The sequence below is a fragment of the Spirochaetales bacterium genome (assembly GCA_016930085.1).
Taxonomy (GTDB): domain Bacteria; phylum Spirochaetota; class Spirochaetia; order SZUA-6; family JAFGRV01; genus JAFGHO01.
On the sequence record JAFGHO010000008.1, the window covers coordinates 47,849 to 68,783 of the forward strand.

The following is a 20,935-nucleotide window of genomic DNA, read 5'->3' on the forward strand; positions in this document are numbered from 1 at the left end:
TTGGTGCGGGAAAAATGCAACCGGAAATATATGGAAGGACCCTGAGGGTATAACGGAGAATGCCCTGAATGTGAGTAACGGAGGTACCTTATTCGATTGACAATGACAGGGTCATTTTGCATAATAATATAGGAAGCGTTATTATATCCGGAAGGAGTTATTCATGAGAAAACGGTTGTTTCTGTGTCCGATATTGATCCTCCTTGTAACTGGCGCGGGATTTGCACAGGAAGAGGAAACCAGGATTTTCGAGTTATACAAGGACGGAATCGTTTATATCGATCAGGCCCTGTATTTCAAGTCGGAAACGGTAGAAAGAAAGGATCTTTTCCGGAAACTTGAAGAGAAATATTCAACGCCGCTGCTCGACGCCCATTTTCCGATCAGCTGCGGTTCCGGTTTTATGATAACCGAAACGGGGGCGATAGTCACGAATTATCATGTCATGGACTCCGAAGATATCGAGAAAAGGCGGGAAGGCACATACTGGTATTTGATGGAGATGTTCGCAAAGGATCTTCCCGAGGGTTTTTTTTCATCAAACGAGTTCGATATTCTCATGAAAAGCTTTAAAAGACTTTTTGACACATCGGAATTTTCATACCGGGTCCGGGTGGCGAACGAGACATATTACAAGCCGGAAATTCTCGCATACGACGAAAAACTCGATCTGGCGCTTCTCAAGATCGAGGAGAAAGAGAAATTTACCTCCCTGCCGATCGGCGATTCCGATGAATTGAAGGTGGGAAACAGGGTGATCGCGATCGGATATCCTTTTCAAATCACCATGGACTGGTTTTTAAAGGATTTCAAATCCACACTCACTACCGGTACCGTTTCATCTCTCAGAAAAGACCTTCAGGGAATTCAGCATACCGCCACCGTCAATCCGGGCAACTCGGGCGGACCACTCATCACGACGAGCGGAAGGGTTGTCGGCGTCAATGTTTCGATTCTGAAGGATGCCCAGAACATCTGCTTCGCCATACCATCGAAAAAACTCACCCAATGGCTGGAAAAAAAAGGGTATAAAAATCTGCTTGCCATGAATCGGAAGATCGACACAACCATATTTTCTTCCGGGTTTATCGATGCCGGAGGTGTTCTTGAAATCGGGACGAGTCTATTTATCAAACTGGAAGAAAAATGCAATGTATACATCGATGGAGAATCGAAAGGAACGACCCCACTGCTTCTGAGCGATCTGAAAGAAGGAGAGTCATACCTCGAAATAGAATCCGATACCCTGTATCACGGCAGGAGAATCGGGGTCAATCCGGCGCGAAAGGACATCGTCACTTATTCCCCGAAAATGGGAAAATTCGTGGGAAATCTCTATATCGAATCCTCTCCATCGGGTGCCGATATATTCATCGACGGCCGGGCAAGGGGTACCACCCCCGCAGCACTCTCGGACTTGACTGCCGAAAAACACACGGTAGAAATCGTAAAAAACGGGTATGCGGTCTATCAAAAGGAGATCGAGGTTGTTCGGAAGAAGACAATCGATATAAAGACAACCCTCGAACCGGCATACAGGGTAACATTCAAAAATCCCCTCCCCAAAGGGACGACGATGAAGGTAAAAGGAAAAAATCTTGATAAAACATTTTCGAGTAATGAATCAATCGAACTTCCCTCCGGAAAATGGACGATTGTCATCTCGAACGACAAGTTTTTTCCTGATAACACAATGGAGTTTGAAATCAAAAACGACAGCATTACCCTGGCGTTCGACCCAGCCTATTTCCGTTCCTCGATCGTCTTTGCCAACCTGCTGCCCGGGAGCGCCGTGTTTTTAAACAATACCGATATTTCCGACCGGATCGAAAACGACAGCTTTGAAACGGTTGTGGGTGAATATACGGTGACGGTGATGAAAAAAGATTACTTCGATTACCGGGAGAAGGTGATCCTCGAAAAGGTAAAGAACGCGGTTGTGACAATCAATTATATCAAAGATCCGGCCATCGATAGTGTCAGGTACGCATGGATCGGCTACCCGACGCTCGGTGCGGGACTCCTGGCCGTCGGATTGGGTTTTATCCTGAATATGGACGATATCGCCATTGACATTACTCCGGGCTATGACGAATACGTTTTTATCAAGTGGACCTCCTTCTCTTTTGCCTGTGCGGGCGTTGTGGCGGTGATTGTGGGAGGGGCATATGTCTATTTGTCGATCCGGAATTCGGATGAATCGGCCAGACTCAGAAAATCCATGGCACTATCCGTCGATGTTACCGAAACAGGACCATGTGTCGTCGTGCGATACAGGTTGAGATAAACGCAGGGATACCGTTAAATGTGAAATATATTTTCGATAGCTGTAAAACGGCGTCTATTGCTGTCGATTCAAAAAATAACACCGAGCCCCAATCCGCCCATGACATAAAAGTTATCAATTGAAACGAACTCGGTTGCGGCTGCCAGACTCACGTATATACTCGTGTCCGGGATCATGAAGTGGCATTCCGCCGCGCCGAGCGCCGGGTAATCGAATCCGAATCCTTCGGAAAAGGGAAGGGTACGGACCGCGCATGAAAGACCGGCGATCACCGTTCCCATGTCGAGAAGAAGGCCGCCGCGCACATATCCCCAGGAATAGAATCCGGATTCTTCGTCATAATCCGATGTATAGGTGACACGGTAGACGGAGAGGACGATTTCCGGGCTCAACACAAAGCTGAACGGACCTGCGTGAAACTGTAAAGGAACCCCACCGGATATACCGAGAAAGTTCGAGAGGGTATCCGAACCCGTTCCGTCGTGGTAGCTTGCCTTTGCGTAAATGCCGCCCGAAAAACCAACACTGTCCTTTGTCGTAAAAAGCAGTTTTTTCACACCGATACTGGCGAAACCGATGCTGCGCTCGCCGCTTCCCAGAATCATCGCGGCAAGATAATCGACTTCAAGCGATTCGCCGCACCCGAATCTGCCGGAAAGGACGACGGGCGCTCGCATGAGTATTTCGTCGTCGCCTTCCTCGAGGTGGGCGAGAATCACGGTCGAAAGTTGAAATCCCCCGGATGGTAACGTTTCCGCGGTCGGGGTGTAGAGAAGCCCCGACATTCCATTGAATATACTCAGATAGGATATCGTGATCGATCTGTCGATGACGACCGCCATCGACAACACCACATCATTACCGTCATCTCCCCGTGCGGAAATCCTGACCGTATATTCGCCGTCAGGGAGGGATTTTCCGCCGCCTGTCTTCCCGTTCCATTCGAACTCCTGTTCCCATGTGGCAAAGGGAGGAAAAGGGTAGTCGAGGACCTCATTTCCGTTTCCGTCAATTATCAGGAGTCCGGCGGTACCACGGTTTGTGACATGAAATGAAATAATAGTCGTTCCGAGTGAGCCGGGATTCGACGGATTGAATCTGATTCTATTTGCGGAAAGTCCGGTTGCGGAAAAGGCCGCTTTCTCGAGTGCGATATCGCGGGATGTCGTCTTTCCCTCTTCGATTACAACGGTGCCTGTATACTCGGTATAGCCGAAATATCTTACCCGAAGAAGATATTCCCCGATAGGGATTTCCGCATGCGGACCGGTGATATACTCGCCGCCGACGACGATGAGGGCGTCAGGAGGTTCGACATGAATATCGAGATATCCGATGATCGGGACGAGTTCCGTTTCATATGTCATGTTGCTGCCGTTGTAGTACAGCCAGTCGGTTTGTATTCGATAGCCTTCGAGTCTGATTTCGAGTCTATAATCCCCTGCCGTGAGGTATTCGATGACAAGCGGGGTTTTCCCGTAATAGACGTCGTCGATATAGACTGAAGCGTGATGAGGCCGGCTTTTGATGGTCAGTCTGTTTTCCTCCTCTTCCTCCTCCGCATCTTCTTCCTGGAGATTGAATTTTTCATCGTCGTCTTCCGTGTATGTCGTCGAATCTTTGTCGGATGCGAGTGTCCTTTTAAAAAGGTTGCCGCGGGATGTCGTGCAGGAGAAAAGAAAAATAATCCCGGATAATAATAAAAAAAGAAATACGAAACGGCGCGTGCCCATATCGTATATAATAGCACACGCCCCCCCCTTAAATCCAGATGAATATTTTTATTGGAAAAATATTCCTTTTACGCCGATAAACAAAGAGAGAGCGTATACCATGGCTTCAGGAAGAAAAGAAGGAATTAAAACGCCAAAAAAACAGATAAAAAACTCGACGTCGCTTATTCGAAAAATTAAAAACAGCTATAATTCACTGAGAAAGGAAAATCTTCCCAAACTCATTTTTTTCGTGATAATCATCGTCTTTCTCGGAGGATTTTTTATATATTTTGTTGAAAAAGGAAAAACCGTCGGCGGAAGCGAACAGATGTTCGGTCGTTTCTTCGACGGATTATGGTGGACGGTGGTGACCATCACCAGTGTCGGATACGGGGATAAATATCCGCAGACGGAAATCGGAAAGATATTTGCCATTTTTCTCATGCTTGTCGGTGTCATCGTGACATCGATTCTCTCGGGTACGGTTGCCAGTATATTTGTCGATAAAAAGATCAAGGAGGACAGGGGCTTGCAAAATATCACGACGAAAAATCACATCGCCATCTGCGGCTGGAACAATAATGCGGAAAACATCCTCAATGGATTGTCTGCAATAGCAAAAAACGACCTCGAGGTGGTCCTTATATCGGAAATCGATTCGGAACAATTCCAGGCTTTGAAAATCAAGTTTCCCGATATGAATCTCAATTTTGTCAGGGGTGATTTTACGAACGAAAAGGTACTGAGGAGGGGATCGCTTCAGAATGCCCGGGCGGCAATCGTTCTTTCCGATAATTCGGGGAGTCACACAATCGCCAATGCGGACGAACGGACGATTCTCGCGACCCTCGCGATCAAATCGATTTCAGCGGATATCATAACGAGTGCGGAATTGATCAATCCGGAAAACCGGCAACACCTTATCAGGGCGAAGGTCGATGAAATACTCGTCAATGGCGAGTTCAATGGTTTCCTCCTTTCATCATCCGCTTTCAGTTCGGGCATTCCGCTTTTGGTAAAGTCGATACTCAGTTTTGAAAGCAAGAACATTATCAAACAGGTTCAAGTACCCTCATCGTTTGTCGGAAAGCCTTTCAAGGAACTGCTTGAACATTTTTTTTCGACCGGAAAGGGAATCATTATAGGATTTCTCTGCGCTGAAAAGAAGATTCAGCTGGATGACCTGCTTTCGGAAGAGTCGGATGCGATCGACGAGTTTATCAAACGTAAATTCATGGAAGCGGAAGTCGATCTGCTCGAAGAGGAAAAGGAAGAGGGCAGGATTTTGCTTAATCCGGATCCGGGTTACCTTATCAGGGAAACGGATACGGCATTCGTGATCGGAACATCGGAATAATATATGGATATATGAATGAAACTTATGTGGATGAGAATTACCACATCAGTCGTGCGGCTTGAAATGTCAGGAGCAAGGTGATGAAATTACAATCAAAAAAAAGAGGAAAAGAGTTTCTCAAGGAAGTCGGAATTCTTTCTCCCCTCACCGAAGAAGAACTCGATCTCGTATGGAATATAGCCAAACCGGTCGAGATACCCTCCGGCCGGATAATCGTAAAAGAGGGGGATATCGGCGACACGATGTATCTCTTTTCTGACGGTCATGTCGTGGTCTCCAATAATCTGACACTCAAACTTGGCAAGAAAGGATTCAGCAAGGCCGAAAAATCGATGGTAAAGCTTGATTCGTCACAGGTGTCGTTTTTTGGTGAAATGGCAATGTTCGAAGACGAACCGCGGAGTGCCACCATCACCGCCCTTTCCGATTGCTACTTGTATGAGATAAAACGAAAAGATTTCGAAACTCTCTGCCAGTTGCATCCGATACTCGGTTACAAAATATTGAGGGAAATCGCCGTTGTGCTGTGTAAACGGATCAGAAAGGGAAACAAGGACATTTTAAAATTATCAACCGCGCTGAGTATCGCGCTTTCAAAATAATCGGGGAAAATGGTATGAGCAAAACGAAGATGGTTGTTTTTCCCGCCGTGATTTTTTTTTGCGCTGCCTATATTTTTCCGCAATCGGGTATCGATACCGCAGCGGCAAAGACAGGCCCCTCAGGGTTCAGGGGCATCACCCTCGGCATGCATATTGATGAGGTAAAAACCCTTCTTTTTGAAGATCCGTATTTCGATTACCGGGGCGATCCCGATGTCACCTTCCTGCCCGTTACCGAAGAACGGCTTATCGAATGCGGAGGAAACTCGTTTGTCAAACGGGCGTACTTCCAGTTCAACAATGAAAAGCTTTATATCATCATCATAGTCCTTGATACGGAAAAACTCGACTACTACACCCTCTATACGACCCTGACCGGCAAATACGGTGAATCGACATTACTCGACCCTTCACATGTCGTGTGGCATTTCAGTGATGTCAGGCTGTCGCTCGAGAAACCCCTCAGCGTCAAATATATCGATATCAAGGTGTTCGAAGAACTGAAAAGCGAAGGAAAAATGGAAGACGACCTCAGGTCCGTATCGCGTGAGAGGTTTCTGGAAGAGTTTTGAGCCATTTTTATCCCTTTACCAGCCGGCCGTTTCCGTGATATGTTCCCTTCTGTATGATCACGGTTAAAAAGGAAAAACAATCGCTGCTTTCTCTTCGTCATCCATGGCTTTTCAGACAGACGATCGCCGTAAAGGACGATCCGCCCGAAAACGGTGAGATGGTGCCGGTATACAATCAGGAGGGAGAGATCTGCTGCTGGGGATTCTATTCGGCGGAAAGCTATATCGCCGTTCGTATTATATCGTTCGGCCGGGACATGCCTTCCGGCGGCTGGCTTGAACGACGAATACACAATGCGGCGGCATTGCGGCAACGGCTTTTCATCAACTCAAACTCATACCGGCTTGTCAATGCAGAAGGCGACGGAATACCGGGTCTTATTATCGATGTCTATCATACCACCATCGTTTTAAAACCGCTTGTCTACGGGATTGAAAAGGAAATTGAAACGATTACCGCCGTCCTCTCCTCCCTCTTCCCCGAAAAAGCGGTCTATCTGCGGCGGGACGAGTTTGCGGCGAGAAAAGAGAACCTTACCCTTCAAAACGGCTATATCAAAGGGGAGGGTGACGGGATCGAGCGGATCGAAGAAAACGGGATCGGATTTCTTGTCGATATCAAACAGGGACAAAAAACGGGTTTTTATCTCGATCAGCGTGATAACCGGTCCATACTTTCACGTTACTGCAAGGGGAAAACGGTACTCAATTGCTTTTCCTATACCGGAGCGTTCGCGCTCGCGGCGGCCAAAGGCGGTGCATTACGTATTGTTTCCGTTGAAAGTTCCGCGCACGCGGTCGAACTTTCGCATAAACAGTTGTCCCTCAATCCGGAAATGGATGAATCGGTTTTTACCTGGATATGCGGAGATGCCTTCGAGTTTCTCGAAGGCTGCGAATCATTCGATATCATCGTCCTGGACCCGCCGCCGTTCGCACGGAGAAAGGCGGAAGTGGAAGGCGCACTCAAGGGGTACCGCCGTCTTGCAGAAAAGGCGATAAGAAAATGTCATCCGGACGGCATTATCGCCGCCTTTTCGTGTTCTTCTTCAATAAATAAAACGCTTTTCAGGGAAACAGTCAGAGAGGCGGCGGTGAGAACGGGCAGAGAGCTGCGGATAATCGGTGAACTTGCCGCTTCACAAGATCATCCCGTTTCCCTCTTTCATCCTGAAGGCGAGTATCTGAAAGGACTTATGTTGTATGCGGAATAAAATCATTGCGATCGTTATTCTTCTTTTTCTATGCATAACATCGTGTGATGAAAAAAAAGAGACTATCGTGATCAGAATCAAGGAAATCCCCTTCACCGTGGAATGCGCCCGGACCCAGGCGGCACAGGAAGTAGGACTCATGTTCCGAAAGAAACTGGGAAAGCGGGAGGGGATGCTTTTCATTTATAAACAATATGTCACCGGCGCTTTCTGGATGAAAAACACATCAATACCCCTCTCGATCGCCTTTCTCTCGCATGAAGGCCAGATCAGGGATATCAAGCACATGATTCCATTTTCGACCACACCGGTCAAACCGCAGCTATCCTACATGTATGCCCTTGAAGTCAACCGGGGAACATTTGAAGAGATCGGTGTCGAAATAGGAGATTATGTCATTTTTCCCGAAGATTTTCCCTGAGTGGTTAATCGCCCGCGATATAAATGATTCTATCTGACTGATTGTGTATAATTGTTATGTTCGATGCCGCTTTGTGTATAATATAACGCTCGAAAAAATCGTGCTGCATTGAAAACCTGATTGATGACGACAAATAAAAACATTTTTCGACTCCTCGACCGCTTTTATCAAGTCAGGGATAAATAATTTTCTTTCCGGTATAGATAGTTTACCTTTTTAAAAAAGTTTTAATTTACGGCAGCCGATTTGTCATGCTATAATGGCGTAAAAGAAAAAAGTCTGGATTGAAAGGAGAACAAAAATAAAATGAACATGAATCATGCAATAAAAACTATTATGTGTGTGTGTTTATTATGTCTGGTGCCCTGTTTCTACCTCGGCGCCCAGGGACCCGGCGATGTCAATAACGACAACAGCATTACGATTGTCGACGCACTTCTCGTCGCCCAATACACCGTCGGACTCAATCCGTCCAACTTCGACCAGAGCAGGGCTGATATAAATGCAGACGGACAGATCAATATCGTCGATGCACTCGTCATTGCACAGATTTCTGTGGGATTGCAGACGCCGCCGCCTTCCCAGACGAATCCGCCGGCAACCGAGCCGCCCCAGGTAACACCGACACCGGATGCAGGCACCGGAGGTTTTGCCCGAGGAGTCGATATTTCAGAAGGAAATTTTGCGACCGAAAGGGGAGTCGTTTATAAAGATAGAAACGGAACTTCCGGTCATTATCTTGATATATTGAAAAATCATGGTTTTGATTGGATAAGGATCAGGGTACTGGTCAGTCCTCCGGGCGACCACGGGCTTTACCAGACCACCAGTTATGTCAGGGACGTTGTCCGGACGGCAAAAAGCAAGGGATTCAAGGTCCTTCTTGTCTTTTTCTATTCGGACTGGTGGTGCGATCCCGGACAGAATGCGCGTCCCGCGGGCTGGCCGGGTGACATCAGCCAGTTGGAACAGAAACTCTACGATTATACCCGGGAGACCCTCAACGCGATCGGGGTCGGCAATCTCGATATGGTCGCAGTGGGAAACGAGATCGATAATATGATGTGCGGAGCGACAGGATCGAATAAAAGGAGACTGGTCGACAAGGGATATGATGCGGTGAAATCGGTCTCATCGTTGCCGGTAATGGTTCAAAGTGCCGAGGGAAGTTATTCATGGTTCAGCAGTCTCGGCGCGAAGGTCGATGTCTATGGAATATCCCACTACATCATGTGGCATGGCGGTCTCGGTACCATGGCCGGCAGAATAAGCAGTTTCGGCGACAGGGACATGTGGGTCTGTGAAACGGCAATGTACTGGAAACATAGTGAAGCGAATCATTCGACAAGCGGATATTCACAGGATCAGGACGGACAATACCAGTATATGCGGGATTTTCTATCAACGGCACGGAATTATTCAAACTGCAAGGGTGTGGCCTATTGGGGGGCCTGCTGGGCTCAAACCGGAACATGGCTTTACGCCCCGCAATGGAGTAATGACGATGCGGGCTGCAGGGGATTATTCGATGATAATGCCCGGGCCACTCGCGGAATAGAAGGCTGGCAATAGATGCGGATTTGTCATCTTCTTCTTTTCCCGGCCTGAGGCGATCATCGAAAGAAAGAAAGTGTTTTTTAGAGAAACGTGGTGTTTTTATCATGACAATGCACCACGTTTTTTTATATGGTTGTGTTATATGAGTTATTAAATCGGCCTTGAGCCCGATGGAGATGAAAATCATCATGAAAAGAATACTGCCGATAATCCTGTTTATATTGTTGACGGCATGGCAATGCGATAAATCGAGGGTAATCGCCCGAGAGGCTTCCGCTTGCGGCGGCGGGGAGTCCTCGATGAAAACGGATACGGAAAAGTTCGGATTGAAAGAGGAGGTCGCAGAATGGATGAGGGAATGTTACGGGATTAACGACGGCAAAAGGACACAGGAAAAGGTCCTTTTGAACAGGGAAATATACCGCTTCAATCGGGCGGGAATGATTCTCGAGATGAAAGGTTATGAGGAGGAAAACACATTCGTCTCTTGCGGTTACAAGGAATACGATGAAGAGGGTAATATAACTGAAGAACGATATTATGATGCTTCAGGAACACTCCTCGCCAGGCACCGTTATTACTATAATGAAGCCGGTCGATTGACCAGGGAAACAAAGGATGACAGAACCGGAAAGCTTTTCTATTCTTCCTGCCGGCATTACGACTGTAACGGGAATGTTACCGGATTTATAAAAACGATGACTGAAAACGACAGGGAGATTATTTTGACGGAAGGCAAGACGACCTATTTTTCGACCGGCTGCAAAAAAAAAGAAGAGCGAACCGAGTATGCAATGAACGGTGCCGTTCATTTTCGTAATATCACTCATTATGATACCGCCGGCCGTCAGGTAAAAGTCGAAGAGTATAACGGTGAGGGGAACCTCAACTTCAGGGAAGAGTATACCTATAACGGGAACGGAAACCTTACCCGTTCCCGTGAATATGCCTGGAATTTTGTGACCAAACAATATACGACAAAAGAAGATATTTATACCTATGATGCCGGCGGGAAACTTCTTCAAAGCAAAGAAAACGGAATCAGCAGGGTTTTTCACTATGATGAAGCGGGATCGGAGACCGATATCGTCGAATATTCGGAATCGGGAACACTGTTAACAAAAAAAACATACCGCTATCATACCGGTACCGCCGCAAAGGAAGAGTCGGTCGTCATATACGGTGATGAAAATACTGCCGTTTCCACATTGGTGAACTCATATAACGCCGAAGGGAATCTGATCGAATGGGCGCGTTTCAAACCGGATGGGAGTCTCCTTTACCGGCACAGGACATACTATGACGATGAGGGAAACACGATCGAAGAGGTGCATGATGCGACAAAGGAACTTCCCAGAATAAAATACAGATATTCCTATGACGAACAGGGCAATCATATTGAAACACGGTGTTACCGGCTCGATGATTCTAAAAAAGAAGAACTCGCCCTCATCTATCATTACGAAATCACCTATCGTGAGTGATACAATCACTGAAAATACCACTGAGGGAACAAATCCCAATCCAGCCAATCTCTTATATATGCCCTGTCCGTGATCGTTCCGGCGATAATCGGATAAAACATGATAAAGAGAAAGAGGACGATTACAAGATAGCCGTAAATGACCGCGTAGTTCGCGATGATAAAGGCCTTTGCCCGTTCCCCGAGTGTTTCCCGCATATAGGGGATCAGGCGTTTTTTTGCAAGGCTGATCAGATATACGGTACTGAATATGATAAAGGGGACACTCGCGAAAAAATGGTAGATGAAGGTAAGCCTCCGGGGAACGATGATCCACGGGAGATAGTTCGAGGCAAGCGCGATGAGGATAATGAAGCGTTCATCATCACCGTATTCCCTGTTATTCGCAAACTCATAAAGAAGGGTTCCTGTTTTTATATTTTTAGGTGCTTTCTTGCCGGTCGTTCTTGTTCTCCGTACGATTCCGGATATCATCATTCCCAGCAACACGAGGGCTGATATGCTTCCGATCCACCAGACGGCCGGATTACCAAAAGAGAAAAGCCGCTGGTCCTTCTCGGGCGGAAGGTTTGTTCCGAAGTAAAACGCCATCGGTTTGGTAATGAACGGCCATTGCCACCATTTGGAAGAATAGGAATGAGAATCTTTGATGGCATTATGATAATTATACATATCGATGCTGTTGTCGATGATCCATTGCGGTCCGGGAATGTCCTTTGAAAAAAGAATGGGCGTATAGGCGAGTGCATAAATCAATGGTGAGAGTATGAGAAATACCAGGATACAGAAGCATAAAGTGGCGATGACATGTCCGCCGAATCGTGAGGTGATCAGCCTGATTCTGTTCCATTCGTCCCTGTCTTTTTTCAGGGATTTCGATTTCAACCTGGTTTTCATTCGCCTGTTTTCCGTTATTCGTTTAAAAAGCGATGCTGCTAAAATGATAAATATTCCCGGCCCGATGTAAAGTGCGATCCATTTGCTCGCGATCCCCAGTCCCCAGGCGATACCGGCCAGAAGAAGGGGAACAAGTGTCTTTTTAAAGGGGAAGGAGAAGAAACTCATTTTGTAATATCGATAAATAAAGTAAAAGGTGAGGAGGATGAAAAAGACACCGTATGAGTCGATGGTCGCTATACGTGTTTGTGAAAAATGCATGAAGTCGAATGCCATAAGAAAGGATGCGATAAAGGCGAACTCGGTTTTCTTAAAAAGCTGTTTGCCGAATGCATACATAAGCGGTACCATGAGCACCCCGAAAAAGGTTCCCATGAAACGCCACCCGAACGGCGTCATCCCGAAGATGAGAATTCCGAGTGCCATGAGGAGTTTTCCGAGGGGCGGATGCGTGTCTTCGTACGGAACGCGGAAAACAATGTGTTCCATCGCCGTCCGGGCGTGATATTGTTCGTCAAACCCCGGCGACATTCCGGACATAATGGAAGGACGGTAGGTATAGGTGTTCTGCTCGTCAAAGAGATTTTTAACATCCCCTTTGCTGAAAAGACTCTGATATCCGGGGATAATTTTATCGATATGAATGGGATCCCTGCTTTCGGGACCCACAAAGACGACTTCCATAAGCCATGAACCGGGCACATCGACTGTGATTTTAACATACCGGGCGTTGAAACTCGTTTCCTTGTAATACCACCAGTAAATGGTCTTTGGATCGATCGTTGCCGCGTGTGTCCATGTCCGGTTGTCGTGGGAATATTCGACTTCGTATCTGTTTTTATCCGGTTCGTGCTGTCCGGGAAGCCCGGACATATAATAGATGCGATTCACGGTTCTGGTTCTCCCAAAGTCGACAACGACAAACTCCCCCCGTGTCGACGGCTGCCAGTATGTCTGCGGCGCCTTGCAATACCCGAGATTGGTAAATGCGATGATCGCATAAATGACGGTAAGGCTTCCGGCAAGAATAATATCCTTGTAGGTCATCCGCGCTTTTTCTTCACTTCTGAGTGCCGTTTCAATCGATATCTCGGAATCGTCTGTTTTATCTGAAAAATCGGATGCGATGTCCTTTTCTTTTTTTTGTTTCGGTTTGAAGATACAAAGATAGATGAGAAATACGCCGATCAGGCACAGGATAATAGCGGCAGCAATGATAAGGACCACGAGCACCGGTGACGATACGGCTTTCGATGCCTGCTTTGGCTGCTGTATTGCACCGATGTCATGGATATACAGGCCCGAAATATTCCTTTCTTCCACCAGCCGAAAATCGTCGAAAAAGGCTTTTCCGACCGTATCACCCGCGTATCCGCCGAGTCGTATCGCAACGTTGAGAATCGTCTGATTGGGAGCGGTTTTAACCGTATACGAAAGGTATTCCCAATCTCCCATCGTATCGTGGATCGTCGTTCCATTGTCCCAGAATCCCCGTTCGTATTCGATAACGGAGATACCCGCACCTACCCTGTCTGCGGGAAGGTTTACCGCTTTCGCGAAACAGGAGAGGGTATAGACGGTTTCAGGTTTTACAATGACCTTCTGGATCAACCGGGCGTCGTTTGATTTTAAATTCTCGATGACGGCCGCATACTTTCCCGATTTTGGATTTTCGGGCGTCACGTAGAAATTCGTGTACTCATCTTCCATCTTCCATGCATTTTTGTCCCAGTAAGAGGGAAGATTGAATGCCACTTCTTCAAAATCCCCGTTGACAACAAGATTTCCATCCGCGCCAAGACCTGTCTGTAAACCGATCAATATACAGAGCATCAACAAACCTGTTTTGAATCCGTTCATCATCACCTGTCTCCCATTCGTTTTTTGTAACGACATCGTTATTTATAACGACATGTGCTTTGCCTCTCCGGTTATTCATTTTAATAGAAATCAGGCAGTTCTTCAAGTGCCTTGAAATAATGGTAAAATGACCGCACGGCAATATCGTACTTTTTTTCTGGTAATCATCGTATCCCTCGATTATACTGATATCAAGAAAACAGTATGGACGATATTTTTTTCAGGCAATTTTACCGGTCTCCGTCCTCAACGGCGATTCTTCATCTGCCCGAGTTTGAAACAACACAATGGCGTGTGGTAAAAACAAACAACGGCGGGGAAAGCAGAATAAGCATCATATACAGTGAATCGGATATCGATCAGGGCAATGTCAATCTGATTTTTCTTCCGCGGTTTGAACGCGCGATGACGGCCAAAGAGACGGCGGATATCTTTGTCGAACGGATACAAAAAGAGGATCCTTCCCTGAGAAAAGTCGGGGCCGGAGAAAACATCGATATAGCCGGCGGCAAGGCATTCAGTTACCAGCTTGCGGGCAAAGCCTCGAAAGGAACCCTCAGAATTACCTATATTATCGGTATTGCCGACGGGCGATGCGCAATGGGAATTTATGCCGACAGCACTATCGATAGAATCGACGAGATGAGTGGGGTTGCCTTTATGATATTGGAAACCATTGCCCTAGGGGAAAAAATACCGGTACTCAAAAACAGCGGTTCGGGAATGAAACTGAAGGGGGTGTACGAAGGACCGCATGAAATACTGTGGGATGGTACATACGAGCAACAATGGTTCATCTTCGATCCGAGGGGATATTGTCATCGAAGCGAACCAATGAGCATACTCGAACTGGATGTCGAGGCCCGGTATCAGTGGAATAAGGAAAAGGTGATGAAATACAGGGTGAGAGGAAAAAAAATGATAATTACCTATCCTGACGGTGAGCGCTTTATCTATAATTTTCATAAAATCGATGACCGGAAGGTGAGTATCGACGGAGATCTTTTTATCCGCATTGATGGTGTGCTGGATAACGACAGTTCACTCTCCGGTCATTACCGATATGCCGCAACGAAAGCGAACATCGAAGGTAATACGAATGATATTGATTCCCGTTATCCGGATTTCTGTTTTTCACCGGAAAAAGAATTCAGATTACTTGGGGATGAACAAACGGCAGCCTCAGGCACATACCGGATACTGGATAACCTGCTGTACCTTTCGTTCATTGACGGAAGAAAGGAAATGCACACCATTTTCCCCCATCTGGAAAATGAACATACTGTTTCTTGTACCGGATTCTATATCGACGGGCGCTATTATGAAAAGGAAAATCCTTGAATCACACTGACGGCAGGTGCATTTTACTCCCCTCTATTACCGAATTAGAGAGAAATCCGTATTAAAATAATGTATCCAGTAAATCCCTGAAGCTAGAAAAGATATGTTTTTCGCCGGGATAATAGATTCTCCAGTTCGTTGTGGATGCCCCGACTATACTGCTGAGTGTGGGGATCTGCTTTGAAAGTGATTTAAAATACGGATAATCCTGTGAGAACGCGACAAACGTGAATATTTTTTTTATATCGGTAGAATTCATCACTTTCGCGAGTCTGAGCCGTTGAGACGTCCGCTCTTTCGGAGAAAGGTTTTTATTTATAAGACTGATCATGATAAACGCGCGGAGATTTCTCTGGTCTTTCAGTAATTCGAGCTCTTTTTTATCGGGTTCGACGATTATATATATCCAGACGTTCTTGTCGGGATACAGCAGGACAAAATCAAACTCGATATTTTTATAGATATTTTCGACAATAGAGGGAACGGGTTCGTGCTGCTCCATATACCACCACCACGGAATAATCGGCTTTTTGGGCGTTGCTTCGACAACCTTGCAGCGTTTGAGATTCGGCTTGAATTTGGCTGCGGAAGGCAGTTTACCGTTCCATTCCGAAAGGGGCATGGTATAGATTTGTTCCAGCTTGGTTAAATATCCCCCACGGTCCTCTCCTATCTGATGAGCCAATAAAAAGGCTTTAATCTGATTTAAATACTTGCTTTTCATAACCACCCGCTTTTTTCAAGGGATTGTATACTATACACTTAATTAAATCCATGATAAAAAAAGCTTTTAATAAAGTCAAGGAAAAAAAGAGGCGTAGAGAAAAAAAATGCATTTTTCTCCACGCCCTTTACCCGGAAAAAGCGAGTCGTATGTCGTCCTCTTTTCCCCCCGAAGCTTGCGCCCTTATTCGGCTTTCAGTTTTACTTGGGAGCCGTCGGTGCTTCCGTGACCGGGGCAGCCGTAAATATCGGTTGATTCCGAATAACCGGTTAAAACGGGCGCTCCATCCGAAGCTATGACCAGGGAAGGGGCGTGATCCATACCGCCGCCGGGTTGAAATTGGAGGGAAAGGTACCGACGTAATATTGTGCGACAAGGAGCGCGTCGACGATATCGTAAAAACAATATATTGTGAAACGAAAAAAATTGACAACGATAATACGTCGGTGTATACTGGATACCGGAAGTCGGTAAGAATTCAGAGGTATCCGGCAATACCATGACTTATGGTAAAAATGTTATATACGAAAAGGAAAAAAAATGAAAAAAACATCACCATGGATAAAAAAAACGACGTTATTGTTTCTGTTTTTATTCTGTACGGCCGTCCTCGCACCCTCACAGACCGTTATCGGCGATACAAACTCGGACGGTAATATCGATATTACAGACAGTCTTCGTGTCGCCCAATACTATGTCGGGTTGATTCCCGCCAATTTCGATACGCAAGCGGCGGACGCCAATTGTGATGGCGCGATCGATATCGTCGATGCCCTTCTCATCGCTCGATATTACGTGGGACTGATCGGTGAATTTGCCGACTGTCTTACCCCGACACCGGTTCCACAGGGGGCGGAGGATGAGGAGTTGATTCAGAACTGGGCAAAAGAAAATCGTATCGACCTGACCGGTTACCGCCGGGAGCGTATTTCAGATGAATCGGTTGACTATATTCTTCCCGGTTTTGTATTTTACAGCGTTTATCTCAATCAGTGGCCCGTGGCGTACGGTCCTCCGGACGAACAGCTTGGAGAAAACAGCATCGTGGCCATCGATGCCGGTCGAACCGTGATACTCATTCGGGATGAATCTTACCTCCAAAGCTTTTTTATCGACAACCAGATCACACTATCGACACCCGAAGACCGAATCGAAATGATAAAAGCCTGGCTGGGACTGAGTCAGGAAATGAAAAACGACGGTTACTATTCGTTTTTAATTTCGGAAGACGATATCGTCGTTACGCATCTGATAGGAGACGCGGTCGAATGGGAGGTGACGGGAACGAGCACGGTATCCGGCGGCGGAGAAGGGTATATCACGGCACGGGCGGTCATTGACGTCCTCGGTTCCCTTATGTATGTCGATGAAGAATATGAATTGATTGCGGGGATAAGACCGATTTGCCAGTCGACACTTCTTCTCAATCCCAATACCGTGATCAGGACCATGGCCGAACAGGACCTCCTGGTCATGGGAACGTGCGCACAGCATTACCTGTTTTCCTGGCGGCAACGACTCGAACCCGAATTGCAGTTGGCTGTCGAACGTATCTGGCAACGGATATTGCTTCGTGAGGAAAGCAGAAAACGTCTGCAAAGCAGAATGCGTCTGCGGCAGAAGATGGACAGATGACCGTCAGATACCGGTCATCCGACGGGGCAGAGTAAATAACCACACAGATCACTTGGAATACTACCTGAAAAAAAAGAAAACAGTGGGTTAATCTCATGTAATATGTTGCCATGTATGTTATTTTATACGTTTTCTTTATCATCAAGCTCGGGAAACAGTTCGAGTTCCGGTTTGATATCGGGCTTGTCGGGTTTGTTAATGAGGATTTCAACTTTTCTTTCTATTTTTGCAAGTTCTTTTTCAAGACCTTTTGACAGTGCGATTCCTTCTTCAAAAAGGGCAACCGCCTTTTCAAGGGGAATGTCTCCACTCTGGATTTCTTCATTGATTTTTTCAAGGCGTACCAATCGTTCTTCGAATGTTTTCATTATGTTGTTTTTTCTCCTTTCACGGCTGTGGCGTCCAGAATCCCTTCCGATAATCGGATGTGAAGCCTTTCTCCGTTTGCTACAGGTTCGGGCGAGGTAAGCGCCTTTCCCGTTTTGACTTGGGTGACGACCGCGTATCCACGTTTCAGGATTGAAAGGGGAGATCCGGCGATCAATGCGTTATGCACGAGGTCCAGTCTGTGTTTTTTTTCTCTGATATGGAAATCAAAAGAAAGGATCAATGATTCTTTTGCATCGTCGAAACGAAGAAGCAGCGGTTGAATATACATCCTGAAGGTTCGTTCGAGATTGTCGGGTAAAAAGTGTTGAAGCAAAAGGTGGATTTTTTCAAGACGCTGATTGATATTTGAAAGGATTGCCCCCGCCGCTTTTTCAACCCGCACTGAAAGATCCTCCCTCGAAGCCGAAACCATTTCAGCGGCAGCGGATGGTGTCGGGGCGCGGACATCCGCTGCAAGGTCGGAGAGGGTAATGTCTGTTTCATGACCCACGGCTGAAATCACGGGGATATCGGAAGCTGCGATCGCCCGTACGACATTCTCCTCATAAAACGGCAGAAGATCCTCGAGAGAACCGCCGCCGCGTCCCACAATCAACACTTCCGCAAGATTGTGAAGGTTCGCGATCCTGATTTGTTCAGAAATACACGCAGCCGCTTCATCGCCCTGAACCGGCGAAGGAAGGATCACCAGGTTGATACCCGAATGGCGCCGTCGTAAAACCCTGAGAATATCGCGCAACGCTGCGCCTGTCGGAGAAGAGACTACCGCGACCTTTGACGGGAAAAGGGGGAGGGGTTTTTTCCTCGACGAATCGAACAATCCTTGGGCGGCAAGGGCCTGTTTTCTCTTTTCAAGCATAGCGAGAATCGCGCCCGCACCCGCCTGAATCATGCTTTCACAAATCAACTGGTAATTGCCGCGTTTCGGATAAACGGAAATGCTTCCCATCGCCCGTACGAGCATTCCGTCTGCCGGAGTAAACGAGAGGAAGGCAAGCCGCGATTTGAACATGACCACTGAAATAACGGCTTCATTGTCTTTCAGGCTGAAGTAATAATGGCCCGTACTCGAGGGTCTGAAGTTTGATATTTCACCTTCGATGGTAATATCCTGAAACTCGCCCTCGAGCATCGTGCGTATAAGATGTGTAATTTCGGAAATCCGGTAACATTTTTTTAATGTTTCTCCGGTTCCTTTGGCAAAAGCGTCATCCGCCATAATTGTCTACATTATCTTACTACTTAATGTTGATCTATAGAATACATTACAAGTCCGGATACGGGCTTCGGGTAAAAAAAAGTCGATTTTCTGGGCATAACTTCCTTGTTATCGGAAATAGCGATGACGTCACTCAGTTTTGTGGCATTGAGTATAACGGCCGCCTGATTGCGGCCCTCAGCAACCGATTCGACCGCTTCGTTCGGATCGACGATATACCGGACATTTGTATTTGCGGCAAGCTGTTCCTCGGAAATGCCGAGTAGCTGCTTGAACAGGAGGTAATTGACGATGTTTACGTCAAGGCGTTTCCACGCGGACGACTGATCGAGGTCGACCAGTTCCTCGTATGCTTCCGAATCCTTGAGTGTGAGGAGATAGTAGCACTCCCGGCCCCCGAGATACAATCCGAACTGGTGTTCCTCCTCATTTTCCGTTTTAATCCTGTCAAGCCAAGTTTTTCTCACTTCTTTTTCATTCCGGTTTTCCCATCGATATTCCCGTACGTGAAAATGATGCGACACATCACTCATGACCGTATCCCAGTTACCGATCGAAAGATGATGAACCGCCCTGTGAGTGGGGAGAATAGTGAGTCCTTCATGGGAGGTATTGACCAGAAACATCATGATGAACTCCCATGGGGCATCCGGTCCTGCATCGGGATATTTTCTCCGGAATTCATTCCGGATATGAAGCATCGTCTGATAACGGTGATGTCCGTCTGCGATATATATCCTGCACCCGGATAGTGTTGCTTGTATTCGTTCGCACATACCGGGATCGACCAGGCGCCATAATCGGTGCCGGACCGATGTATCGGGTTCAATGTAATCGATAATCCCGGATTCCTTTGAACATTCATCCAGAATATTATCAACCACAAATCCTTTATCCTGATACATACCCCAGATATATTCGAATTGCGTATTTGTCGTTTCAGTGAGTCTGATTCTGTCCAGGAGGGCGTCACGAAGTACTTTTTCGTGCGGAAGAATCCTCATCTCCTCATAATCGTAAAGGCGTACTTTTCCGATAAATCCCTTTACTTTCCTGGGTCCGCCGTCATTGATTCTAAACTCCTGTTCGTACACCCAGAAGGAATCCCTTGCCGTTTTATGCAGGATATTCTGATCGCACCACGTTTTCAAATAATCGCGGGCCCGCGTATATTGATTGCTCAGGGCATTGTCTGCTGTTTCCGATTTTCCAAGAATAAGGCGAATGATATTGTTTTCATGCCGCCGGTAGTATTTCTCCTGTTGTGCAGGGGAAATAACATCATATGGTTGCGAGAGACACGCACCGATGTCTCCGATCTTCATGGGATTATAGTGATAGGCGCAGAACGGGCGCACGTCATTGATATTATTATCCATAAATGTTCCTTCTCTCCATATGTGGGTATATTTGCGGTGGTTGACGACGCCGACCGGTCCGCCTTTCGTTTTAAACCGTTGCCTCTCTTTAAAAATACTGGTATACAATGAATGATATTACTATGATGTATCGTTCATCCAGTTATGGAATACTTCTACAAGGAGCGTCTATTGTAGACTTCATATGATAAAGGGTCAAGAGATTCTCTGTAAAAGGTCGCTGATTGTGTCGATACTATAAGCAAACAAGATCATTGTATGTTTGCATGTCGGGAGTTCTTT

The 20,935-nt window shown here is 46.6% G+C and carries 16 protein-coding genes; 10 read left to right on the forward strand and 6 right to left on the reverse strand.

The window, feature by feature from the left end:
- Positions 1-163 precede the first annotated feature (163 nt).
- Entirely contained in the window at positions 164-2,287 is a 2,124-nt protein-coding gene (locus tag JW881_00745; protein ID MBN1696013.1) for a trypsin-like peptidase domain-containing protein, read from the forward strand.
- 68 nt (positions 2,288-2,355) lie between these two features.
- On the opposite strand, the gene JW881_00750 is transcribed toward JW881_00745, so the two are convergent.
- On the reverse strand, positions 2,356-4,020 hold the full coding sequence (locus JW881_00750; GenBank protein ID MBN1696014.1) for a PEGA domain-containing protein: 1,665 nt from the start codon (positions 4,018-4,020) through the stop codon (positions 2,356-2,358).
- A 100-nt stretch (positions 4,021-4,120) separates the two neighbouring features.
- On the opposite strand from JW881_00750, the gene JW881_00755 reads away from it, so the two are divergent.
- From JW881_00755 to JW881_00785, 7 genes are all read left to right on the forward strand, one after another.
- A complete protein-coding gene (locus JW881_00755; GenBank protein ID MBN1696015.1) occupies positions 4,121-5,359 on the forward strand; it encodes an NAD-binding protein in 1,239 nt (412 codons plus the stop codon).
- 80 nt (positions 5,360-5,439) lie between these two features.
- Positions 5,440-5,961: a cyclic nucleotide-binding domain-containing protein gene (locus tag JW881_00760; protein ID MBN1696016.1), complete on the forward strand. Its 522-nt coding sequence runs from the start codon at positions 5,440-5,442 to the stop codon at positions 5,959-5,961.
- A gap of 14 nt (positions 5,962-5,975) precedes the next feature.
- Complete coding sequence (locus JW881_00765; protein MBN1696017.1) at positions 5,976-6,533, forward strand: hypothetical protein; 558 nt, start codon at positions 5,976-5,978, stop codon at positions 6,531-6,533.
- Positions 6,534-6,586: 53 nt separating this feature from the next.
- Positions 6,587-7,747, forward strand: a complete 1,161-nt coding sequence (locus JW881_00770) for a class I SAM-dependent rRNA methyltransferase (protein MBN1696018.1) — start codon at positions 6,587-6,589, stop codon at positions 7,745-7,747.
- Positions 7,737-8,168, forward strand: a complete 432-nt coding sequence (locus JW881_00775) for a DUF192 domain-containing protein (GenBank protein ID MBN1696019.1) — start codon at positions 7,737-7,739, stop codon at positions 8,166-8,168. Before JW881_00770 ends, JW881_00775 begins: the two co-directional genes overlap by 11 nt.
- A gap of 306 nt (positions 8,169-8,474) precedes the next feature.
- Positions 8,475-9,740, forward strand: a complete 1,266-nt coding sequence (locus JW881_00780; protein ID MBN1696020.1) for a glycosyl hydrolase 53 family protein — start codon at positions 8,475-8,477, stop codon at positions 9,738-9,740.
- Positions 9,741-9,913: 173 nt separating this feature from the next.
- On the forward strand, positions 9,914-11,209 hold the full coding sequence (locus JW881_00785) for a hypothetical protein (protein ID MBN1696021.1): 1,296 nt from the start codon (positions 9,914-9,916) through the stop codon (positions 11,207-11,209).
- A 5-nt stretch (positions 11,210-11,214) separates the two neighbouring features.
- On the opposite strand, the gene JW881_00790 is transcribed toward JW881_00785, so the two are convergent.
- A complete protein-coding gene (locus JW881_00790; GenBank protein MBN1696022.1) occupies positions 11,215-13,968 on the reverse strand; it encodes a phospholipid carrier-dependent glycosyltransferase in 2,754 nt (917 codons plus the stop codon).
- 201 nt (positions 13,969-14,169) lie between these two features.
- Between JW881_00790 and JW881_00795 the strand changes: the two genes are divergently transcribed.
- A complete protein-coding gene (locus JW881_00795; protein ID MBN1696023.1) occupies positions 14,170-15,306 on the forward strand; it encodes a hypothetical protein in 1,137 nt (378 codons plus the stop codon).
- Between the two features lie 61 nt (positions 15,307-15,367).
- Here JW881_00795 and JW881_00800 read toward each other — a convergent pair whose 3' ends face one another.
- A complete protein-coding gene (locus tag JW881_00800) occupies positions 15,368-16,030 on the reverse strand; it encodes a hypothetical protein (protein ID MBN1696024.1) in 663 nt (220 codons plus the stop codon).
- Positions 16,031-16,570: 540 nt separating this feature from the next.
- Between JW881_00800 and JW881_00805 the strand changes: the two genes are divergently transcribed.
- On the forward strand, positions 16,571-17,665 hold the full coding sequence (locus JW881_00805) for a dockerin type I repeat-containing protein (protein MBN1696025.1): 1,095 nt from the start codon (positions 16,571-16,573) through the stop codon (positions 17,663-17,665).
- A gap of 122 nt (positions 17,666-17,787) precedes the next feature.
- Here the strand turns inward: JW881_00805 and xseB are convergent, their stop codons facing one another.
- From xseB to JW881_00820, 3 genes are read right to left on the reverse strand one after another with little or no spacing between them, the layout of a single operon-like run.
- A complete protein-coding gene (gene xseB, locus JW881_00810) occupies positions 17,788-18,033 on the reverse strand; it encodes an exodeoxyribonuclease VII small subunit (protein ID MBN1696026.1) in 246 nt (81 codons plus the stop codon).
- Positions 18,033-19,274: an exodeoxyribonuclease VII large subunit gene (xseA, locus tag JW881_00815; GenBank protein ID MBN1696027.1), complete on the reverse strand. Its 1,242-nt coding sequence runs from the start codon at positions 19,272-19,274 to the stop codon at positions 18,033-18,035. Before xseA ends, xseB begins: the two co-directional genes overlap by 1 nt.
- Positions 19,275-19,297: 23 nt before the next feature.
- The gene (locus JW881_00820; protein MBN1696028.1) at positions 19,298-20,653 is read right to left on the reverse strand and encodes a DUF1015 domain-containing protein; all 1,356 of its coding nucleotides are present in this window, start codon (positions 20,651-20,653) and stop codon (positions 19,298-19,300) included.
- Positions 20,654-20,935 lie beyond the last annotated feature (282 nt).